Here is a 15,465-nt window from a genome sequence, read left to right as displayed (position 1 = left end):
GCTACATCATGTCATTGCTCGCTCGGCAGGAAATTGTTGAAGTGGCCACTAGGGGAAGAGTTTCATTGTCGGTGATGGCGGATTGGTTGTACCTAATAATAAAATAGTTCCGTAGTTTCGTTTTGTAGAAATCCGTAATGCCGACAGAGTTGGGTCTTATCATGTTGGGGGCTGTTTAATTAAGGACTTTGCCAAGAATTTTACAAAGGGATTTGAACATGCGGCTTTCGCCGCAGCCTCCGGCACGAGCTGCATCAAAGCCTGCCACTGGCAGCCTTTGCCGCAGGCTCGAAACTTCGGGTTATGAGCGGGGCTTCGACAAAAACTCCGAAGGTTGTAGGTTCAAATCCTGCCCCCCATAACAAAAAACCCAAAATGGCTGACCTCTTTGAGATCACCCAATTTGGGTTGATTGGTTGCGGGGGCAGGATTTGAACCTACGACCTTCGGGTTATGAGCCCGACGAGCTACCAGACTGCTCCACCCCGCGACATGTTTGCTATTCAGTTTTTAAATTTGTGCCGAAGGTCACAATGCTTTCAGCATTGGGCTTCGCCACGAGCCGCATCAAAACCTGCCGCAGGCAGCTTTTGCCGCAGTCTCGAAACTTCGGGTTATGAGCCCGACGAGCTACCAGACTGCTCCACCCCGCGACATGGGTTTGGATTTGAGTGCTGCAAAGTATCGGGCAATTGTCGGGGTGTCAACAGATGCTTTTTACTTATTTTGTAGTTCGCCTCGTTTTATTTTGGCGTCAAAGTGGGGCTTTTTGTAGCGGTGACCCATATGGTAGTGATGCGCGCAGTTTTTGGAGCAGGTTTTGTAAAGTTCTGCATCTTTTTCAAGACAATGTGCGCAGACCACCGCTTCCGTATGGCAATGTAAACACTGTATGGTTTCTTTGGCTGGCTGACCACAGTGGGGGCACAGTTTGAACATGTGAGACGGGTTGAGTTCTTGGTCTACGGCGACCCTGTAGTCAAAAACAAAACATTCGCCCTCCCATTCTTGGTGCGGGTGCGATTTAAGGTAGTTGAGGATGCCGCCTTCTAGTTGAAACACATTAGTGTATCCGGCGTCCTCCATATCTAAAATAGCCTTTTCGCAGCGAATGCCGCCTGTGCAATAGATCAGTACTTTTTTGTCTTTCGGTATGTTGGCGTTTCGGATGTAGTCCGGAAAATCTGTAAATTGTTTAATATCTGGATTGAGGGCGCCCTTAAAGTGTCCGACCTCAAATTCGTAATCGTTACGAGTGTCGATGCAGACCACATCTTCTTCTTTTAAAACTCGGTCCCATTCATCGGGACACAAGTGATTGTGTCTTGTTTCATGGGGGATCAAATCGGGTCGACCGATAGTGACGATTTCGTCCCGTACTTTCACTTTAAAATCATTAAATGGCTGTCTGTCACAAAAGCTATCTTTGTACGTGATGTCAGAGGTGCCAAAAACAGTTTCAATCACCTGCTTTAAATTTTCAGCTTGTTCTCTGGGGCCAGCATAGGTGGAGTTCACGCCCTCTTTACCCATAATAAATAGACCTTTAAGGTCCGTACCTTCTGCGGCCTTTAAAAGGCTATCGCGATGATGGCTGACCTCGGCCTGAGTGAGGGGGATAAACTTGTAAAACGTAGTGACTTGTACATGATTATTTAGATTTTCCATATCTGCTGGAATAGAAAAAAAATAAGTGGGGGTCAACTGGGTAAATGAACAGGTAGCCCTGCTTTGGCCATTATTTTTAAAGCGTTTGTGGTGGGACAGGGGCCGGGATGGACTTTATAGGAGAACTTAAGCTCACCCGATTCCACATCATCCCTAAAATGCCAATTGCTTATCGGTGAATGGGTATCGGCCAGATGCGCCAACTCCAGATCGTGAGTGGAGACAAAACCAATGGCATTTTGTGCGGAAATAAGTCTTTTTAAGACGGCTTCGCTGCCGATGAGACGCTCCCGGTTATTGGTGCCGCGGAATATTTCATCAATAAGGTAAATAAAGGTGGCTCCATTTTCGGCTTGCTTCAATAAATCAGCGATGGTTTTCACTTCATAATAAAAAGTAGAATACCCAGCTTCTAGATTGTCGGTGACTTGTAAGCAGGTTTTCACGTCTCCCACAAAGGTGGTCATTGACTTTGCAAAAACGGGGGCCCCCATCATGGCCAGTTTTTGATTCAGTCCCACCGTGCGCATAAACGTGGACTTACCCGACATATTCGATCCGGTGATTAAGATCAGCCGTTTATCATTGGGAATACTGAAGTCGTTTGGCACCACCTGATCCCTTGGAATCAATGGATGAAAGAGTCCTTGAGTTTCAAACAGTGCCGGCTTGGATGCTGATATTTTAGGGAACACGACTGGTTGATAATGGGCAAATACACTGAGGCTAATGCTGGCTTCAAGGGCAAAGAGTTCATCCATCAGTAGATCAAGGTCTTGTGCAAACGTCTTGCGCCACCGCTCAAGTCTATAAGAGAAAATATAATCCCACGGCAAAATAAGGTTAAAACCAATGTACGCTAACGGATGCCCTTGCACACTTAACGCCGCGTTGATTCGATCCAGCGATTTCAATCGGTGCGAGATCTTGGCTTTTTGTATGTTTGAAACCAGCGGTTTCAACGAAGGATGATGCATGCGGGATTCAATAAAATCAAAGGTGGGCGAAAGGTGTCGCAAGTGTTCACCAAAATCCTGGGCTCTTGAGAAGACATTGCTGATTTTGCCGCGGCTCCAGAACGAAAAAACGATATAGGCCACAAGGGGCAGGGTCGGTTGCCATTGAATGGTTCCAAGTAGACTTAAGACAACGAGGGTCCAAGTGAGCGGGTAGAGCAGCCCGTGCCCGACGGCAAAAATAAAAAACCCTTTTAAAAGAATTGGTTGCATGAGAGATTTTTTCAAAAACTGTGCGGCAAGCGGCTGGTTTTTTTTCAGGTTAATTGTGTTGAGCCGACTCAGAAATGGAGCGAGCCGTGTGAGTTTTTGAATCAGCTGCTGGCGCCCTTCGATGATCGATTTTTCTAACGTAGGTTCAGTGAGCTGTTTGACTAAAAGCTGTTCGCCTCCGTCAGTGACGCACTCGTTGATCATGGCCAATACAGAGGACGGTCCCACAAGATGCAAATCTTTAGCGACGCCTTGTAGATCTATGGGAAGGCGGTCGAGGTTTCCGCATTTGGTTTGTGGGCTGTGACCCTTTTGCCGGGCCAAGACTCGACTGAAAAAAAGTTTGCGGGCCGAAAGTTTATCAATAAAGGTCCTTTGTCGGCGGCTTCTGAGTACAAAAAAAATAAAGGCAAAAAAGCTACTAAGCCAAAAAACAAAAAGTATTTGGGGTGATTCTGTCCAGGGCAACAAGCCCGAAAATGTGAATAGGGCAAGGCCCAGGCCCAGGCGCAAACTCTGAGTTTGAGACAGGTTTTTTTGCCATTTGTGCAAATGGCAATCTAGCTTTTCAATTCGAAATTTGACTACAGGCATGAGGTGACTAGGCCACATCGGGTTTTAAGTGAACATTATCTACAATGGCTTTAAGAGCCCTAAACGTCTCTCTGTTATAAGGCTGTCCCATGGTATGTTCAATCACCATTAAGGCTTCCCTTGGATTTTTTGAATGGGGATGGGCCGGCGAGGGAATGGTTAGATTGATAAAGGCGTTTGCCAGAGCTGTGACTCGGGCCAGGGGATGAATTTTCACATTGCGCAATTTTTGAGGAAACCCTTGGCCAATAGAGTTTTCATGGTGTTCGTAAACAATAGAAACCACATCATCGGGGACCACGCCTAAGCTCACGAGCATCTCCATGCCTTTAAATGGGTGAGTTTGGTAGAGCTCCACTTCTTTTGAACTCATCATGGCCAGAGGTTTGTTGAGGATTTCTGGAGGCAATACTTTTTTTCCGATGTCATGCAACAATCCACCAAGGGCCAATTTTTCAAGAGTGAGTTTGTTCTCCCACTTCATGGCTTGTCCCATCATCACACTGACTACGCTTACGGCCATTGAATGTCGCAGCGTGGGCTCAGAGCACTGTTTTAAGCTCTCCATAAGTGAATGGAGAGTGCTGTGGTTTTCAACCAAAGCCACGGTGGCTTCGGTCACTTTTTTGGCATGACTAAAAGAATCCAGGTTCAAGCCTATGTGGGTAAGCTCTTTAAATACAGATTGCGCAGCAGCAGTGAGAACGAGGCTTTTTTGACCCACATTTAAATTGTCGTTGTTTAATACAACTCCGGCAATGGCGATGGTCTTGCGTGTGAGTCGTCCATATTCAGATTTTTTGACCCAAAGATATTCGACTTCTTTGCCCTCATAGGTGCGGAGCTGATCTTTTTGGGTAACTGTGTTGGCGCGAGCCAGCAACACAAATTTTGCATCTCCCAGCCGCACGAATATATCTACGGGTATTTTTATCCCTGCAATCAGTTCGCTGATGGGAATGGGTATCATGCTTTTATGAGTGAGTTCAGCCATGTATTGTTATCGACACGTGAGTGCAATGACTTGACCTGTTTTTCCTTTATTTCCCTGCCGCACAGCATCTAAAGCTGTTTAAAATCCTCATCGGGGGCTATAACTGCTGTTTTCAGCTAAAAAGAGATCGAGCTAGACAAAGGGCAAGGACACAGCAGCCAGGAGAGTGGATTTTGCAGCAGCCATTAGAAATCAGTCACTTAGTGAAAAACTACGGCACACTTCGAGCTGTGAATGATGTGTCTTTTTCCCTTAAAAAAGGCGAAATCTTTGGGCTTCTCGGTCCCAATGGCGCAGGGAAGACCTCTATTATTTCTACTATTGTGACCATCGAAAAACCTACTGAAGGAGTGGTAAAGGTTTTTGGTCACGATGTGGTGTCTGAGCCAAAACTTGCAAAAATGCGCATAGGATTTGTGCCACAAGAATTAATTAATCATGGCTATTTTACGGTGACAGAGATTTTGCAGTTTTACGCAGGCTTTTTTGGAATTCGTCGGTGCAAAGACCGAATCGACTATTTACTGCAAAGACTTCAACTTTGGGAACAACGAGATCGCCGAGTGAAACAACTGAGTGGAGGTATGAAACGGCGCTTGTTGATTGCCAAAGCCCTGGTTCATGAGCCTGAGCTGTTGTTGCTTGATGAGCCCACTGCCGGAGTCGACATTGAGCTTCGAACGAACCTTTGGGAATTTGTGCAAGAGCTGCGTTCAGAGGGTATGACAGTGCTTTTGACCACCCATTACCTTGAAGAGGCGGAGGAGTTATGTGATCGGGTGGGGATTTTGCAAAAGGGAACTCTCGTTCGCTTGGGCCCCACAAAGGGATTGGTTCAGGATTTAACGCAAAGAGAAATTTGTTTTTATTTTAAAGATAAATTTTCTCAAATCGATCATCCCCTGTTGGTGGAAGTGGAAGAGAAATCTCTGCGATTTCGGGTGCCAGCCGAGATGGGCGTTGGTGATTTATTAACGGAACTAAAGCTCGACATGAAGTCTATCATGGATGTGCGGATTCAAGAGGGTCGACTAGAAGACGCTTTTAAATCGGTTTTGGGGGACAGCTAGTTATGCATTCAACACTTGTGCGCGAATACCGGTACACGCCTTTTTTGACCTTGGTTTGGAGAGAGATTCAACGCTTTCGAAAAGTGATTGTGCAAACCGTGGCCGCACCTATTGTGAGTTCCACTCTTTATCTTTTAATTTTTGGCGTCAGTCTCGGGCAAAGTATAGAACTGAGCTCCAGCTTTAGCTACCTGGCTTTTTTGATTCCGGGCCTTGTGATGATGGGCTGTTTAAATAATGCCTTTCAAAACTCTTCAAGTTCTATTGCCAGTTCGAAATTCAGTGGTGATTTGGAAGATTACAAAGTATCTCCTCTCGGGGAGCAGCAAATTGTTTGGGCGGTGGCCGTGGGTGGCCTGGTTCGAGGATTGGTGGTGGCAGCCATCACCTTTGCTGTGGGGCAAATTTTCCATTTTGTCATGTATGAAAAATGGCTTTCTGTGGCTCATCCCTTGGTTTTATTGTTTTTTGTAATCACCGGTGGGCTGGCTTTTTCAATGCTGGGCCTGTCGGTGGCCTTTTGGGCACGCACGGTGGATCAGTTGAGTGCGGTGGGAAGTTTTGTACTGCTGCCCTTAATCTACTTAGGGGGCGTGTTTTTCTCACTGGAGAACTTACATCCTTTCTGGAAGGCTTTGTCGAAAGTGAATCCGTTGTTGTACCTGATTAACGGAGTGAGGTATGGCATTCTCGGCCAAAGTGACGTGAGTCTTTTAGGTGCGGCCGCGATGGCTTTGGCAACTCTATTGTTGCTTAACCTGATTGCCCTTCGAAGCCTGCGTCACGGCTCATTCACTCGCTGGTGATGTGATATTTTTTTGGAGAACGGGATATGTTTGAGAATCTATCTGATAAACTTTTAGGAAGCTTAAAGAAAATTCGCGGACAAGGTCGCATCACTGAAGAAAATATTCAGCAGGCGATTAAAGAAATCCGCATGAGTCTGCTAGAGGCTGACGTCAACTTTAAGGTGGTGAAGTCTTTTGTCGATGGCGTTAAAGAAAAAGCGCTGGGTCAGGAAGTGCTTGGCAGCGTCTCCGCCGGTCAGCAATTTACAAAAATCGTACAAGATGAGTTGGTGCGAGTTCTTGGCGGAAACGCTGAAGCCATTGATTTAAAGGGCAGGCCCGCAGTGATTTTTCTTGTGGGCCTGCAAGGGGCCGGTAAAACCACAACGGCAGCAAAGTTGGCTTTATACATTAGAAAGACATTTAAAAAACGACCTGGCCTGGTGCCGGCAGATGTTTACCGACCAGCGGCCATAGAGCAGTTAAAAACTTTAGGAAAGCAAAATGACTTTCCCGTGTTTCCCTCTCGACCTGATCAAAAGCCCGAAGAAATTGTAACGGCGGCTAAAAATTGGGCCCAAGAAAATATGGTCGAAGTGGTCATCGTGGATACGGCGGGGCGGTTGCAGATTGACGACGAGCTCATGAGTGAGTTGCAGAGAATAAAAGACATTTGGACGCCAAACGAAGTCCTGTTAGTGGCGGATGCCATGTTGGGTCAGCAGTCTGTGAACGTGGCCGAAGGGTTTCACGGGCGCCTAGGGTTAACGGGGTTGGTGCTGACTAAAGTTGATGGGGATGCCCGAGGTGGAGCAGCCTTAAGTATTCGTCAGTCCACAGGTGTGCCCATAAAATTTCTCGGCGTGGGCGAAAAAGTCGCTGCCCTAGAGGTGTTTCATCCTGACCGATTGGCGTCACGCATCCTCGATATGGGTGATGTGGTGAGCTTAGTCGAAAAAGCTCAAGAAGTGATTGATGAAAAAGAAGCCAAAGTGGCGGCCCGCCGAATGGCAAAAAATGAATTCACTGTGGAGGATTTCCTTAAGCAGATCCACATGATGCGAAAAATGGGCGGTCTTGAAGGAATCATGAAAATGTTGCCGGGGATGGGGCAAGTGATGAAGCAGATGAAAAATATGGCCCCGCCAGAGAAAGAAATAAAAAAAATCGAAGCGATCATCAACTCCATGACCCTGGAGGAGAGGCGGAATCACAAGATTCTCAATGGCTCACGGCGTCTGCGAATTGCCCATGGCAGTGGGACTCAGGTTTCTGATGTGAATAAATTCGTTAAACAATTTGAGCAGTCCCGTAAAATGATGTCTCAAATGATGAAAATGGGCTTGGGGAGACGGGGATTCGGCGGGATGGGTCTGCCCTTTTAAAGCTTTTTCAGGTTTAACCCTTGCAGATCAGATGTAAAGCGGGTACACGTAACCGCCTGAGATTTATGTATTTAAGGAGATTCGTAAAATGGTTGTGATTCGCCTATCTAGAGTGGGATGTACGCATCAGCCCAAATACCGCGTAACTGTGGCTGATCAACGTCGTGCAGCCGGCGGACGGTTTATTGAAGTGGTGGGAAACTACAATCCCATGGCAGCTGAAGGGGAAAAGGGATTAGATCTTAAAATGGATCGAATTCAGGAATGGATCAGTAAAGGCGCTCAGCCTACAAAACGAGTCCAAAGCCTAATCCGAAAAGCCCAGGCGAACTAGCAACGAGTCTAGATCAGAGGGGGGAGCATGCCAAAAAGTTGGGATTCCTCGCTGGGTAATATATAATTTTTTCAAGATGTGAGAGAAGTGAGGTAGTGGAAATGGATCCTTCAAATTTGCGTGATCTCGTTGAGTTTATGGCAAAGGCGCTGGTTGATAACCCTAATGATGTGGATGTGACCGAGGTCGTGGGCGAGCAAACCACTGTGGTTGAGCTTAAGGTGGCCAAAGACGACCTAGGTAAGGTGATTGGAAAAAGAGGCAAAACAGCCCATTCCATGCGAACAATCCTAAATGCAGCCAGCACTAAGTTGAATAAGCGAAGCGTTCTAGAAATTGTTGAGTAGCTTTTAGATTTAATTTTAATAAGCTTTTGAAAAGGCGACCATCGGTCGCCTTTTTTTATGGTGAATAAGGGTTTACAGAGCTCAGAGAATTGACTAAAACCCACCAGTAATGCAGCGCAAAAATAGACTTAAAGATCAATTGGAAATACCACAGTGGATCAAGGTGGGATGGGCTCGAGAAGCTCACGGGCTGAAGGGTGAAGTGTATCTAGAGGCCTTTTCAGAAACATGCCCTTGGGCCAAACAACTGGAGTGGGTTCATCTTAGAGATTTAAATTCGCCGGTGGCTGAGGCCCATCTTGTTTCCATGAGAATTCTTGAACAAAGACCTTTTAAAAAGGGAATGCTACTCAAGTTAGAAAACATAAATGATCGCACCGGTGCCGAATCCCTCAGAGGTATGCAGTGGTACATACCGCAGGGCTTGTTAGTATCTGAGTCTGGCGAGAACCTTTATTTGCATGAAATATTAGGGTTTCAATTAAAAGATCTGCATTCGCAAAAAAGCGGGGTCATCTTCGACTTTTCTTCTAATGGGGCGCAAGACCTTTTGGTGGTCAAAACAGATTCTGGGTTGTATGAAGTGCCCTTCGTGGACGAGTTAATCGACAGCATTAATTTTGACTCCCGAGTCGTCAATATGAATTTGCCGGAAGGGCTTTTAGAACCATAGCATGCAGTTTAATATAATTTCGATATTCCCCGATTTCATTGAGAGTTTCTCGCAAACAGGAGTGGTGGGGCAGGCCATTAAGGCGGGACTGATAAAATTGCAGACGGTAAACCCACGAGATTTTGCCTCCGATGCTCATAAATCTGTTGATGATCGACCTTTTGGCGGTGGCGATGGCATGATCATGTTGCCGGGCCCGCTATCTGATTCTTTAGAGCACTTAGAAAAGCACCAGCAGCTTGGACACGTGGTGTATCTCTCGCCTCAAGGGCAAAAATGGGACGATGAAAAGGTGCGAAGGGCTGCGGATCAATGGGTGGCATCCAATCAAGCGGTGACATTTATTTGCGGCCGCTACGGTGGCATTGATCAGCGAATTATCAGTCAGTACGTGGATGATGAAATCTCATTGGGCGACTTTGTGCTGTCAGGAGGGGAGTTGGCCGCCATGGCTGTGGTAGACTCTGTGGCTCGATTTATTCCAGGGGTTTTAGGTAATAATGAATCGCCATGGAAAGAGAGCTTTTCGTCAGGTCTCCTTGAGTGTCCGCAGTGGACGAGGCCGCGTGAGTTTCAAGGGCTAAATGTTCCAGAAACTCTGGTTTCGGGAGATCACGCTCGTATAGAAAAAGAACGACAGAGAGTCTCGTTACTTAGAACGTGGTGCTTGCGGCCGGACCTATTGGCGACAATGGAGGCTGATTCTTTAAACTCGAAATTATCAGAAGCGCTTCGTTGGGCGCAGACCATAGGGGCGGACGAGCTGTCGGTGTGGGGCTTTAATAATTCTCAGATCCACAAGATATTATCAGGTGAATGACTATGATTGAGCGATTTGTGCACAATGTGAATGTGGCCTTAGTGCATTGGCCTGTGGTGGATAGTGCAGGTACCGAAGTGGTCACCAATGTGACCAACTTTGATATTCATGATATTGCACGTGCGGCACGCACATACGGAGTGCCTCGATATTACATTGTCAATCGCATGCAAGAACAGCTGATGTTTGTGTCACGAGTGGTGGATCATTGGCAGGTGGGTCGAGGGAAGGAATTTAATCCTATGCGGCGAACGGCCCTTGGGATTGTAAAACCTGCGGCCACGGTGGAGGAGGTAAAAAGCCAATTTGATACTCCGCCCATCGTGGTGGCCACGGCCGCACGCGATCTGTCTGTGGCCCCCAAAATCACCTTTCCACAGCTGCGCACCATGATTCAAAAAGATCCCGAAAAGCCCCTGTTGTTGCTGTTTGGGACAGGTTTTGGGCTGCACGACAGCCTTCTTCAGCAGTGTGACTACATTTTGGACCCCATTGTGGGGGCCTCCATGGATGATTATCGGCATCTTTCGGTGCGATCCGCAGTCAGCATCTGTCTTGACCGCCTTCTTGGCTCATGGTAGGTCTAGCCGTTCAAAATTCAAGTGGACCATGCACAATGGTGGAGAAATGCTATGGACATAGTGCGACGAGTGGCTGAAGCCTTAAATGCAAAAGCTAATAGATTCCCAGAGTTTAAGACCGGTGACACGGTGAGCGTTTCGGTCAAGGTGACCGAGGGTAACAAAACTCGAACACAGGTTTACAAAGGCGTTGTGATCAAGATCCAAGGTAGAGGCGCGGGTCGCACATTTACAGTTCGAAAAATGTCGAGCGGTATAGGTGTTGAGCGTACTTTCCCATTTGCTAGCCCCGCTATTGAGCAGGTGAAACTAGAGTCCCGTGGTAAAGTTCGAAGATCTCGTCTATTTTATCTTCGCGGTCTCCGCGGAAGAGCAGCCCGTCTACAAAGCGAGATGGTTCGACCTGACGAGGCCACGGTGAACACAGCAAAAACTGCTGAAGTCGCAGAGGCGAAGGCCGAGAACACTGAGGCCTAAGCACCGGCCCTAAAATGAAATACGAACCCTATCCGTGGAAAACTCTTAAAGAACCCATTATCATCGGCGTTGATGAAGTGGGTCGAGGGTGTTTAGCGGGTCCTGTTTATGCCGCAGCGGCCTTACTGGATCCAGCTCAAAGTACCGATGAATTTGTCGACTCAAAGGCTCTCACTGCGAAAAAGCGCGAAGTTTTAGCTGATAAAATCAAGAACAATCACAATGTCTGTTTGGGCTTTGCCTCAGTGGAAGAAATTGATGAGATAAATATCTTGCAGGCCTCGCTTTTGGCTATGAAACGGGCTGTTCTTGCGCTTTTAAAAGAATTGGGTGAAAAACCAGGGTCGCATGTGCATCTGTTAGTGGACGGAAACCAAAGAGTGCCTGGTCTTGATGAGATAACGCAGACGCCGCTTGTGAAAGGCGATTTTCGTGCGCCTCCTATTGGGGCCGCCTCTATCGTGGCTAAGGTGACGCGAGACCAATTGTTAATGGATTTGGCCACTCAATACCCAGAATACGGATTTGAAAAGCACAAAGGCTACTGCACCAAAGATCACAAGCAGGCCATTGAAAAATGGGGTCCATGCCCTGAGCATAGAAAAAGTTTTTCTGGAGTGAAAGAGTTCCTTGGCCATTCATGATCGAGGCCTCCATTGCGAAAACCTTGTGGCGAAATACTTCGCAGATCAAGGTTACGAACTCGTTGAGCGTCGTTTTCGAACTCCCTATGCTGAAATCGACTTGATTCTGAAGCATCCTCAAAGCGGCTGGTTGTTGGTGGAAGTAAAGTCAGTGGTCAATTTTGATTGGCTGGGGCCGGTGGTGACGGCTCGGCAGGCGAAAAGATTGATGGAAGCCTATGAATGGTATTGCGAGAGAGAGACAGAAAACGTGAGTATCCAACTTGCTGTCGTGAGTCAAGATGATGAGGTGTTTGTGTTCGAAGATGGGCTGATGGATTTGTTGACTCCCTAGATTATTATGTAAAAATTTAAGTTGTGAAGATTATTAAGAAATACGTTGTATGTAGTTTGGTTTTGTCGCTGTTGTTCAGTATGTCGCCTCGAGTGGCGCAGGCCGATCCTACTCAAGAATTTTTGATGAGTTGCACCTACGGAGTTTTAGCTGGAACACTGGTTGGGGCTGCCAGTCTCGCGTTTACAGAGCAACCAGGTGACAACTTAAGAAATGTGGCCCGCGGAGCCTCCCTGGGTTTGTATTTGGGGATCTTTCTTGGGCTTTATGTGGTGTATGTGGTTCCAGGTCAAATTGAGAGAGAGAACCAGCGCATGCAAGAGCAGCTGCTTCCACCTGATCCAGGCTTGCCGCCGGAAGTGAGTTACAACTTTCAAGTTTATCCGCTATTTTCTGAGGATATGAAGTGGGACGGGATGGCTGCAGGAATTACCATTGATTCCTTTTAAGTTTCGTTACCGCTCAGTTTATTGCCGCCGAAATCAAAATTAAATTCAAAATTCACGTAGAAGTCGCGGTCGATCACTTTTCGAAGGCTCATCACAATGCCCCAGCATCGGCCAGGGGGTTTCAGGTTGGCCTGAGTTTCCCAAGACTCGATGATGTTTGAGATGGCTGAGAAGTTGAGGTGCCCGGTGAGGTCAACGTATTTGCTGGCCAGTCCGCCGCCTAGGCCCCAGTATTCAGCGCGGCTGCCATAATCAAAGATGTCATTTTCGTCGATCACGAAGTTTTGCGAGTAAGTGAAGTCCATAAAGTTTTGCGGCGTAAATAACCAACGAAGTCGTGAAGATGAATTCACGGCACCGGCGTAGGGATGATAAGAGGCCTTGGCATAGATCTCCACATTCTCTGAGTTGACGTTAAGTAACGAATCAAGGCGCGACCATGGTTTTGGTTCGGGTTCATCGAGAACGTTTAAATCATAAGATTGGCTCAATCGAAATAGAACCGTGTTTTTATAGGTGGGGATATCGCCATACCAAAGTTTGCGAATGATTCTTTGAGTGAGAATCAGATTAATTAAACGTTTTGCAAATAGCCGGTCTTGGTAGTCAAACTGAATTCGATTTGTCCCATTAAAATCGCCGTCACTCACAGGTTCAGCCCGGCGCCTGTAGGGCTGATCGTCAAAGTCGCCAAAAAACGAATGGTCAGGCCGTTTGGTCCATGGAATCGTCGAGAAAATGATCTCGGGTTCGATTTCATGTTTGAACGCGGAGGGATATTTTTGATTCTCTTCGGCCTCAGTCTCAAAGATAGAAGACAGCTGGGTTTTTGCCGACACATCCGTTTGTAAATAGCGCCTTATGGCATGCTGGGAATAATCAGATGTAGCTATATCTGATGATGGAGCAAAAAAGTAATGTCCTTCGTGGTAGGTGAGGCTGGGGCGTATGTCCAAAAGCGGGCCGATATGAAAGGGATACGACAGAGTGGGGTTAACATAGAAGCGTTGCCCGGATCGGACAAGATCAATGGTGGGATCAAACGTGGTATCTACGATTCCCGTAACTTCAAGGCCATCGGCTCCATTGATCACGTCATCAAAAGACGAGTTAAGGCGAGCAAAATATGTGAAATTCAAATCCATATTAAAATAAAAGTCTGTTGATCCCAGTTTTTGTTCTGTTATGTCCATCCGAATTTCAGGAAAACGATGCACGGCATCTCGGTTAGGGGCCTTGGGATCTGTCTGCAAGAGGTTTACATAGTAGGCCGCTTCGATACTTCGATGTTGATTTTCAAGGTTTTGAGTGAGGGAAATGCGGTTTTCCAAAGCCGAGTCTCCAAATCCGCTCATCTCTTCAGGGAAATCTCCGGGGTAACGAAGATCCGTTGCAAAATTGATTTCCGCTCGATGGATCATATTGTGAGGAAGGCTGTGGCGGTGCTGATAGCGAATAAAGCCACGATTGGCCGGCCCCAAAGAACCATCAGCCAGTTTGAACGCATTGTCGTAGTTATAGGCGCCAGAGATGGACCCGTGGCTTTCTTTAGATAACATATATCTTTGTTCAAACAAGCCCTTCCAGCCCCTTTTAGCGTAGTGTTTAGCTGTCAAGGTGAGGTCAAGGTGTCGATCAATAGCCCAGAAGTAACTTTGGGCAATAGCCGTTCCGCCTGAGTCACTGTAGCTAAATTCGGGCGCCAGGAGTCCAGATTGGCGTGTGCTTTTTAAGGGCACAGCAATTTCTGGCAATATTAAAACGGGGAGCGTGGCTATGCTTAACACAGGAATTTTTATCCATGCATATCCGCCGAGTTCAGCCTCGATGGTTCGTCCTGAAAAACTCCATGCTGGCGGACAGGTGGTGCAGGCGGTGTACTTGGCATCATGGGCGACAAAAGAGTTCTCTCCAGTTTTTTCAACCACATCCCCTTCAAAAAGCACAGAACCTGATTGAATATATCCATTCTTAAACGTGCCTTTGCCGGTGTCGTAATTGTAGATGACCTCGTCGCTTTCAGAGAACAAGGTTTCTGTTTGAAAAATGACATGGCCTATGGCTGTGATGGTTTTGTTTTTAAGGTCAATGGTGGCGTGATCGCACCGCACTTCGAGGTCTTTAAAACCAAGTTGGACATTTCCTTTAAGGACCACCTGCTTTTTTTTGCTGTCTCTCAACATGGTATTGGCTCGAAGAGAGAGCCCTGACACGGTGGCTGTTGTGGCTTTTGCCGGAACAGGAAGCATTCCAGTTACTAGCCCCCATGTTAAAATAATAGAGACAGTCCGAAGGTTAGAGATCAATGATGTCATCTTCATGCATCACTTTGAATTGATCAGGGGCCAGCTTCTGAAATTCTTCAAGCAGTTCCTCTAAGAAAGCGGGCTTAAAGTGTGATATGAAGATAGGCACATTTTTATTCTGTAAGAGGGCATAGTCGTCCATAAGTTGCTCTAACGTGAAATGGCCTGAAGCTTTGGCAAGACCTTCCATTCGGCTGGGAAAAGTGATTTCCGTAAAAATGGCTTTTAGATTACTGCACGAGTTGGCTTGTTTCCAAATTTCCGCACACGGTCCGGAATCACCCGTAAAAACCACGTGCTCACCATTTTGTTCTACCACATAGCCCACAGCGTGTCCGGGGTGATTTACTCTAAATGGTCGAATGGTCATGTCGTCCAGTTGGACTTGTTGGTTGATGGGTTCAAACCCTAAAATAAACCGGTCCTTTTCCGGGTTGCACGGTATCACTGAAAAATCAGGCCATATCACATTATTTAACATGTGCTTATGAACATCATCTAAGATTTCAGGAGTCGACCTGAGATTCAGTTGCTCACGCTGAGGCCCAAAGGTGTTTTCTAGGATAAAACAAATATCTTTAATGTGGTCTAAGTGAGGGTGAGTGATAAAAATATCAGTGATTTCGTTTTGTTCCTTCGGAGTTAAAACAGAACAGGCCGAGCCGCAATCCACCAAAAAGCGATCGTTCACATAATAACAACTGGTCTGATAGTCGGGAGCCACCCCACCATGACATCCAATCACTCGAACTTTCATGCTGTATCCCCATAT

17 protein-coding genes and 1 tRNA gene are annotated in these 15,465 nt (G+C 46.8%); 12 read left to right on the top strand and 6 right to left on the bottom strand.

The features are described 5' to 3' along the window. Positions 1-413: 413 nt before the first annotated feature. From H6626_03960 to H6626_03945, 4 genes are all read right to left on the bottom strand, one after another. Positions 414-490, bottom strand: a tRNA-Met gene (locus H6626_03960). Positions 491-717: 227 nt separating this feature from the next. Then, entirely contained in the window at positions 718-1,668 is a 951-nt protein-coding gene (locus H6626_03955) for a hypothetical protein (GenBank protein ID USN48253.1), read from the bottom strand. 32 nt (positions 1,669-1,700) lie between these two features. Continuing rightward, entirely contained in the window at positions 1,701-3,491 is a 1,791-nt protein-coding gene (locus H6626_03950) for a hypothetical protein (protein ID USN48252.1), read from the bottom strand. 7 nt (positions 3,492-3,498) lie between these two features. Next, a complete protein-coding gene (locus H6626_03945; protein ID USN48251.1) occupies positions 3,499-4,485 on the bottom strand; it encodes an HD domain-containing protein in 987 nt (328 codons plus the stop codon). Positions 4,486-4,658: 173 nt separating this feature from the next. On the opposite strand from H6626_03945, the gene H6626_03940 reads away from it, so the two are divergent. From H6626_03940 to H6626_03885, 12 genes are all read left to right on the top strand, one after another. Beyond that, positions 4,659-5,555 (top strand): ABC transporter ATP-binding protein, encoded by an 897-nt coding sequence (locus tag H6626_03940; GenBank protein USN48250.1) that lies wholly within the window; start codon positions 4,659-4,661, stop codon positions 5,553-5,555. Positions 5,556-5,557: 2 nt separating this feature from the next. Then, the gene (locus H6626_03935; protein USN48249.1) at positions 5,558-6,361 is read left to right on the top strand and encodes an ABC transporter permease; all 804 of its coding nucleotides are present in this window, start codon (positions 5,558-5,560) and stop codon (positions 6,359-6,361) included. Positions 6,362-6,387: 26 nt separating this feature from the next. After that, on the top strand, positions 6,388-7,728 hold the full coding sequence (ffh, locus tag H6626_03930; GenBank protein USN48248.1) for a signal recognition particle protein: 1,341 nt from the start codon (positions 6,388-6,390) through the stop codon (positions 7,726-7,728). Between the two features lie 88 nt (positions 7,729-7,816). Further along, positions 7,817-8,062: a 30S ribosomal protein S16 gene (gene rpsP / locus H6626_03925; protein ID USN48247.1), complete on the top strand. Its 246-nt coding sequence runs from the start codon at positions 7,817-7,819 to the stop codon at positions 8,060-8,062. 101 nt (positions 8,063-8,163) lie between these two features. Then, the gene (locus H6626_03920; GenBank protein USN48246.1) at positions 8,164-8,409 is read left to right on the top strand and encodes a KH domain-containing protein; all 246 of its coding nucleotides are present in this window, start codon (positions 8,164-8,166) and stop codon (positions 8,407-8,409) included. Positions 8,410-8,548: 139 nt separating this feature from the next. Continuing rightward, positions 8,549-9,082, top strand: a complete 534-nt coding sequence (gene rimM / locus H6626_03915) for a 16S rRNA processing protein RimM (GenBank protein ID USN48245.1) — start codon at positions 8,549-8,551, stop codon at positions 9,080-9,082. A gap of 1 nt (position 9,083) precedes the next feature. Next, positions 9,084-9,902, top strand: coding sequence for a tRNA (guanosine(37)-N1)-methyltransferase TrmD (gene trmD, locus H6626_03910; GenBank protein USN48244.1), 819 nt, complete (start codon positions 9,084-9,086; stop codon positions 9,900-9,902). Continuing rightward, positions 9,899-10,483 carry an RNA methyltransferase gene (locus H6626_03905; GenBank protein USN48243.1) on the top strand — a complete coding sequence of 195 codons (585 nt, stop codon included), beginning with the start codon at positions 9,899-9,901 and terminating at the stop codon, positions 10,481-10,483. Before trmD ends, H6626_03905 begins: the two co-directional genes overlap by 4 nt. Before the next feature lie 51 nt (positions 10,484-10,534). Further along, positions 10,535-10,960, top strand: coding sequence for a 50S ribosomal protein L19 (gene rplS / locus H6626_03900; protein USN48242.1), 426 nt, complete (start codon positions 10,535-10,537; stop codon positions 10,958-10,960). A 14-nt stretch (positions 10,961-10,974) separates the two neighbouring features. Beyond that, positions 10,975-11,604, top strand: coding sequence for a ribonuclease HII (locus H6626_03895; GenBank protein ID USN48241.1), 630 nt, complete (start codon positions 10,975-10,977; stop codon positions 11,602-11,604). Positions 11,605-11,629: 25 nt separating this feature from the next. Then, positions 11,630-11,938, top strand: coding sequence for a YraN family protein (locus tag H6626_03890; GenBank protein ID USN48240.1), 309 nt, complete (start codon positions 11,630-11,632; stop codon positions 11,936-11,938). 23 nt (positions 11,939-11,961) lie between these two features. Beyond that, on the top strand, positions 11,962-12,387 hold the full coding sequence (locus tag H6626_03885; GenBank protein USN48239.1) for a hypothetical protein: 426 nt from the start codon (positions 11,962-11,964) through the stop codon (positions 12,385-12,387). Here H6626_03885 and lptD read toward each other — a convergent pair. After that, complete coding sequence (lptD, locus tag H6626_03880) at positions 12,384-14,708, bottom strand: LPS assembly protein LptD (GenBank protein USN48238.1); 2,325 nt, start codon at positions 14,706-14,708, stop codon at positions 12,384-12,386. The genes H6626_03885 and lptD overlap by 4 nt on opposite strands. Further along, positions 14,683-15,450 carry a 3',5'-cyclic-nucleotide phosphodiesterase gene (locus H6626_03875; protein USN48237.1) on the bottom strand — a complete coding sequence of 256 codons (768 nt, stop codon included), beginning with the start codon at positions 15,448-15,450 and terminating at the stop codon, positions 14,683-14,685. The genes lptD and H6626_03875 overlap by 26 nt, the downstream gene beginning before the upstream one ends. Positions 15,451-15,465: the final 15 nt, after the last annotated feature.

It is taken from the genome of Pseudobdellovibrionaceae bacterium (assembly GCA_023898385.1).
In the GTDB taxonomy this organism is placed as follows: domain Bacteria; phylum Bdellovibrionota; class Bdellovibrionia; order Bdellovibrionales; family UBA1609.
The sequence above is the reverse complement of the archived record's forward strand: the minus strand, read 5'-3'. Positions and strand labels throughout refer to the sequence as shown.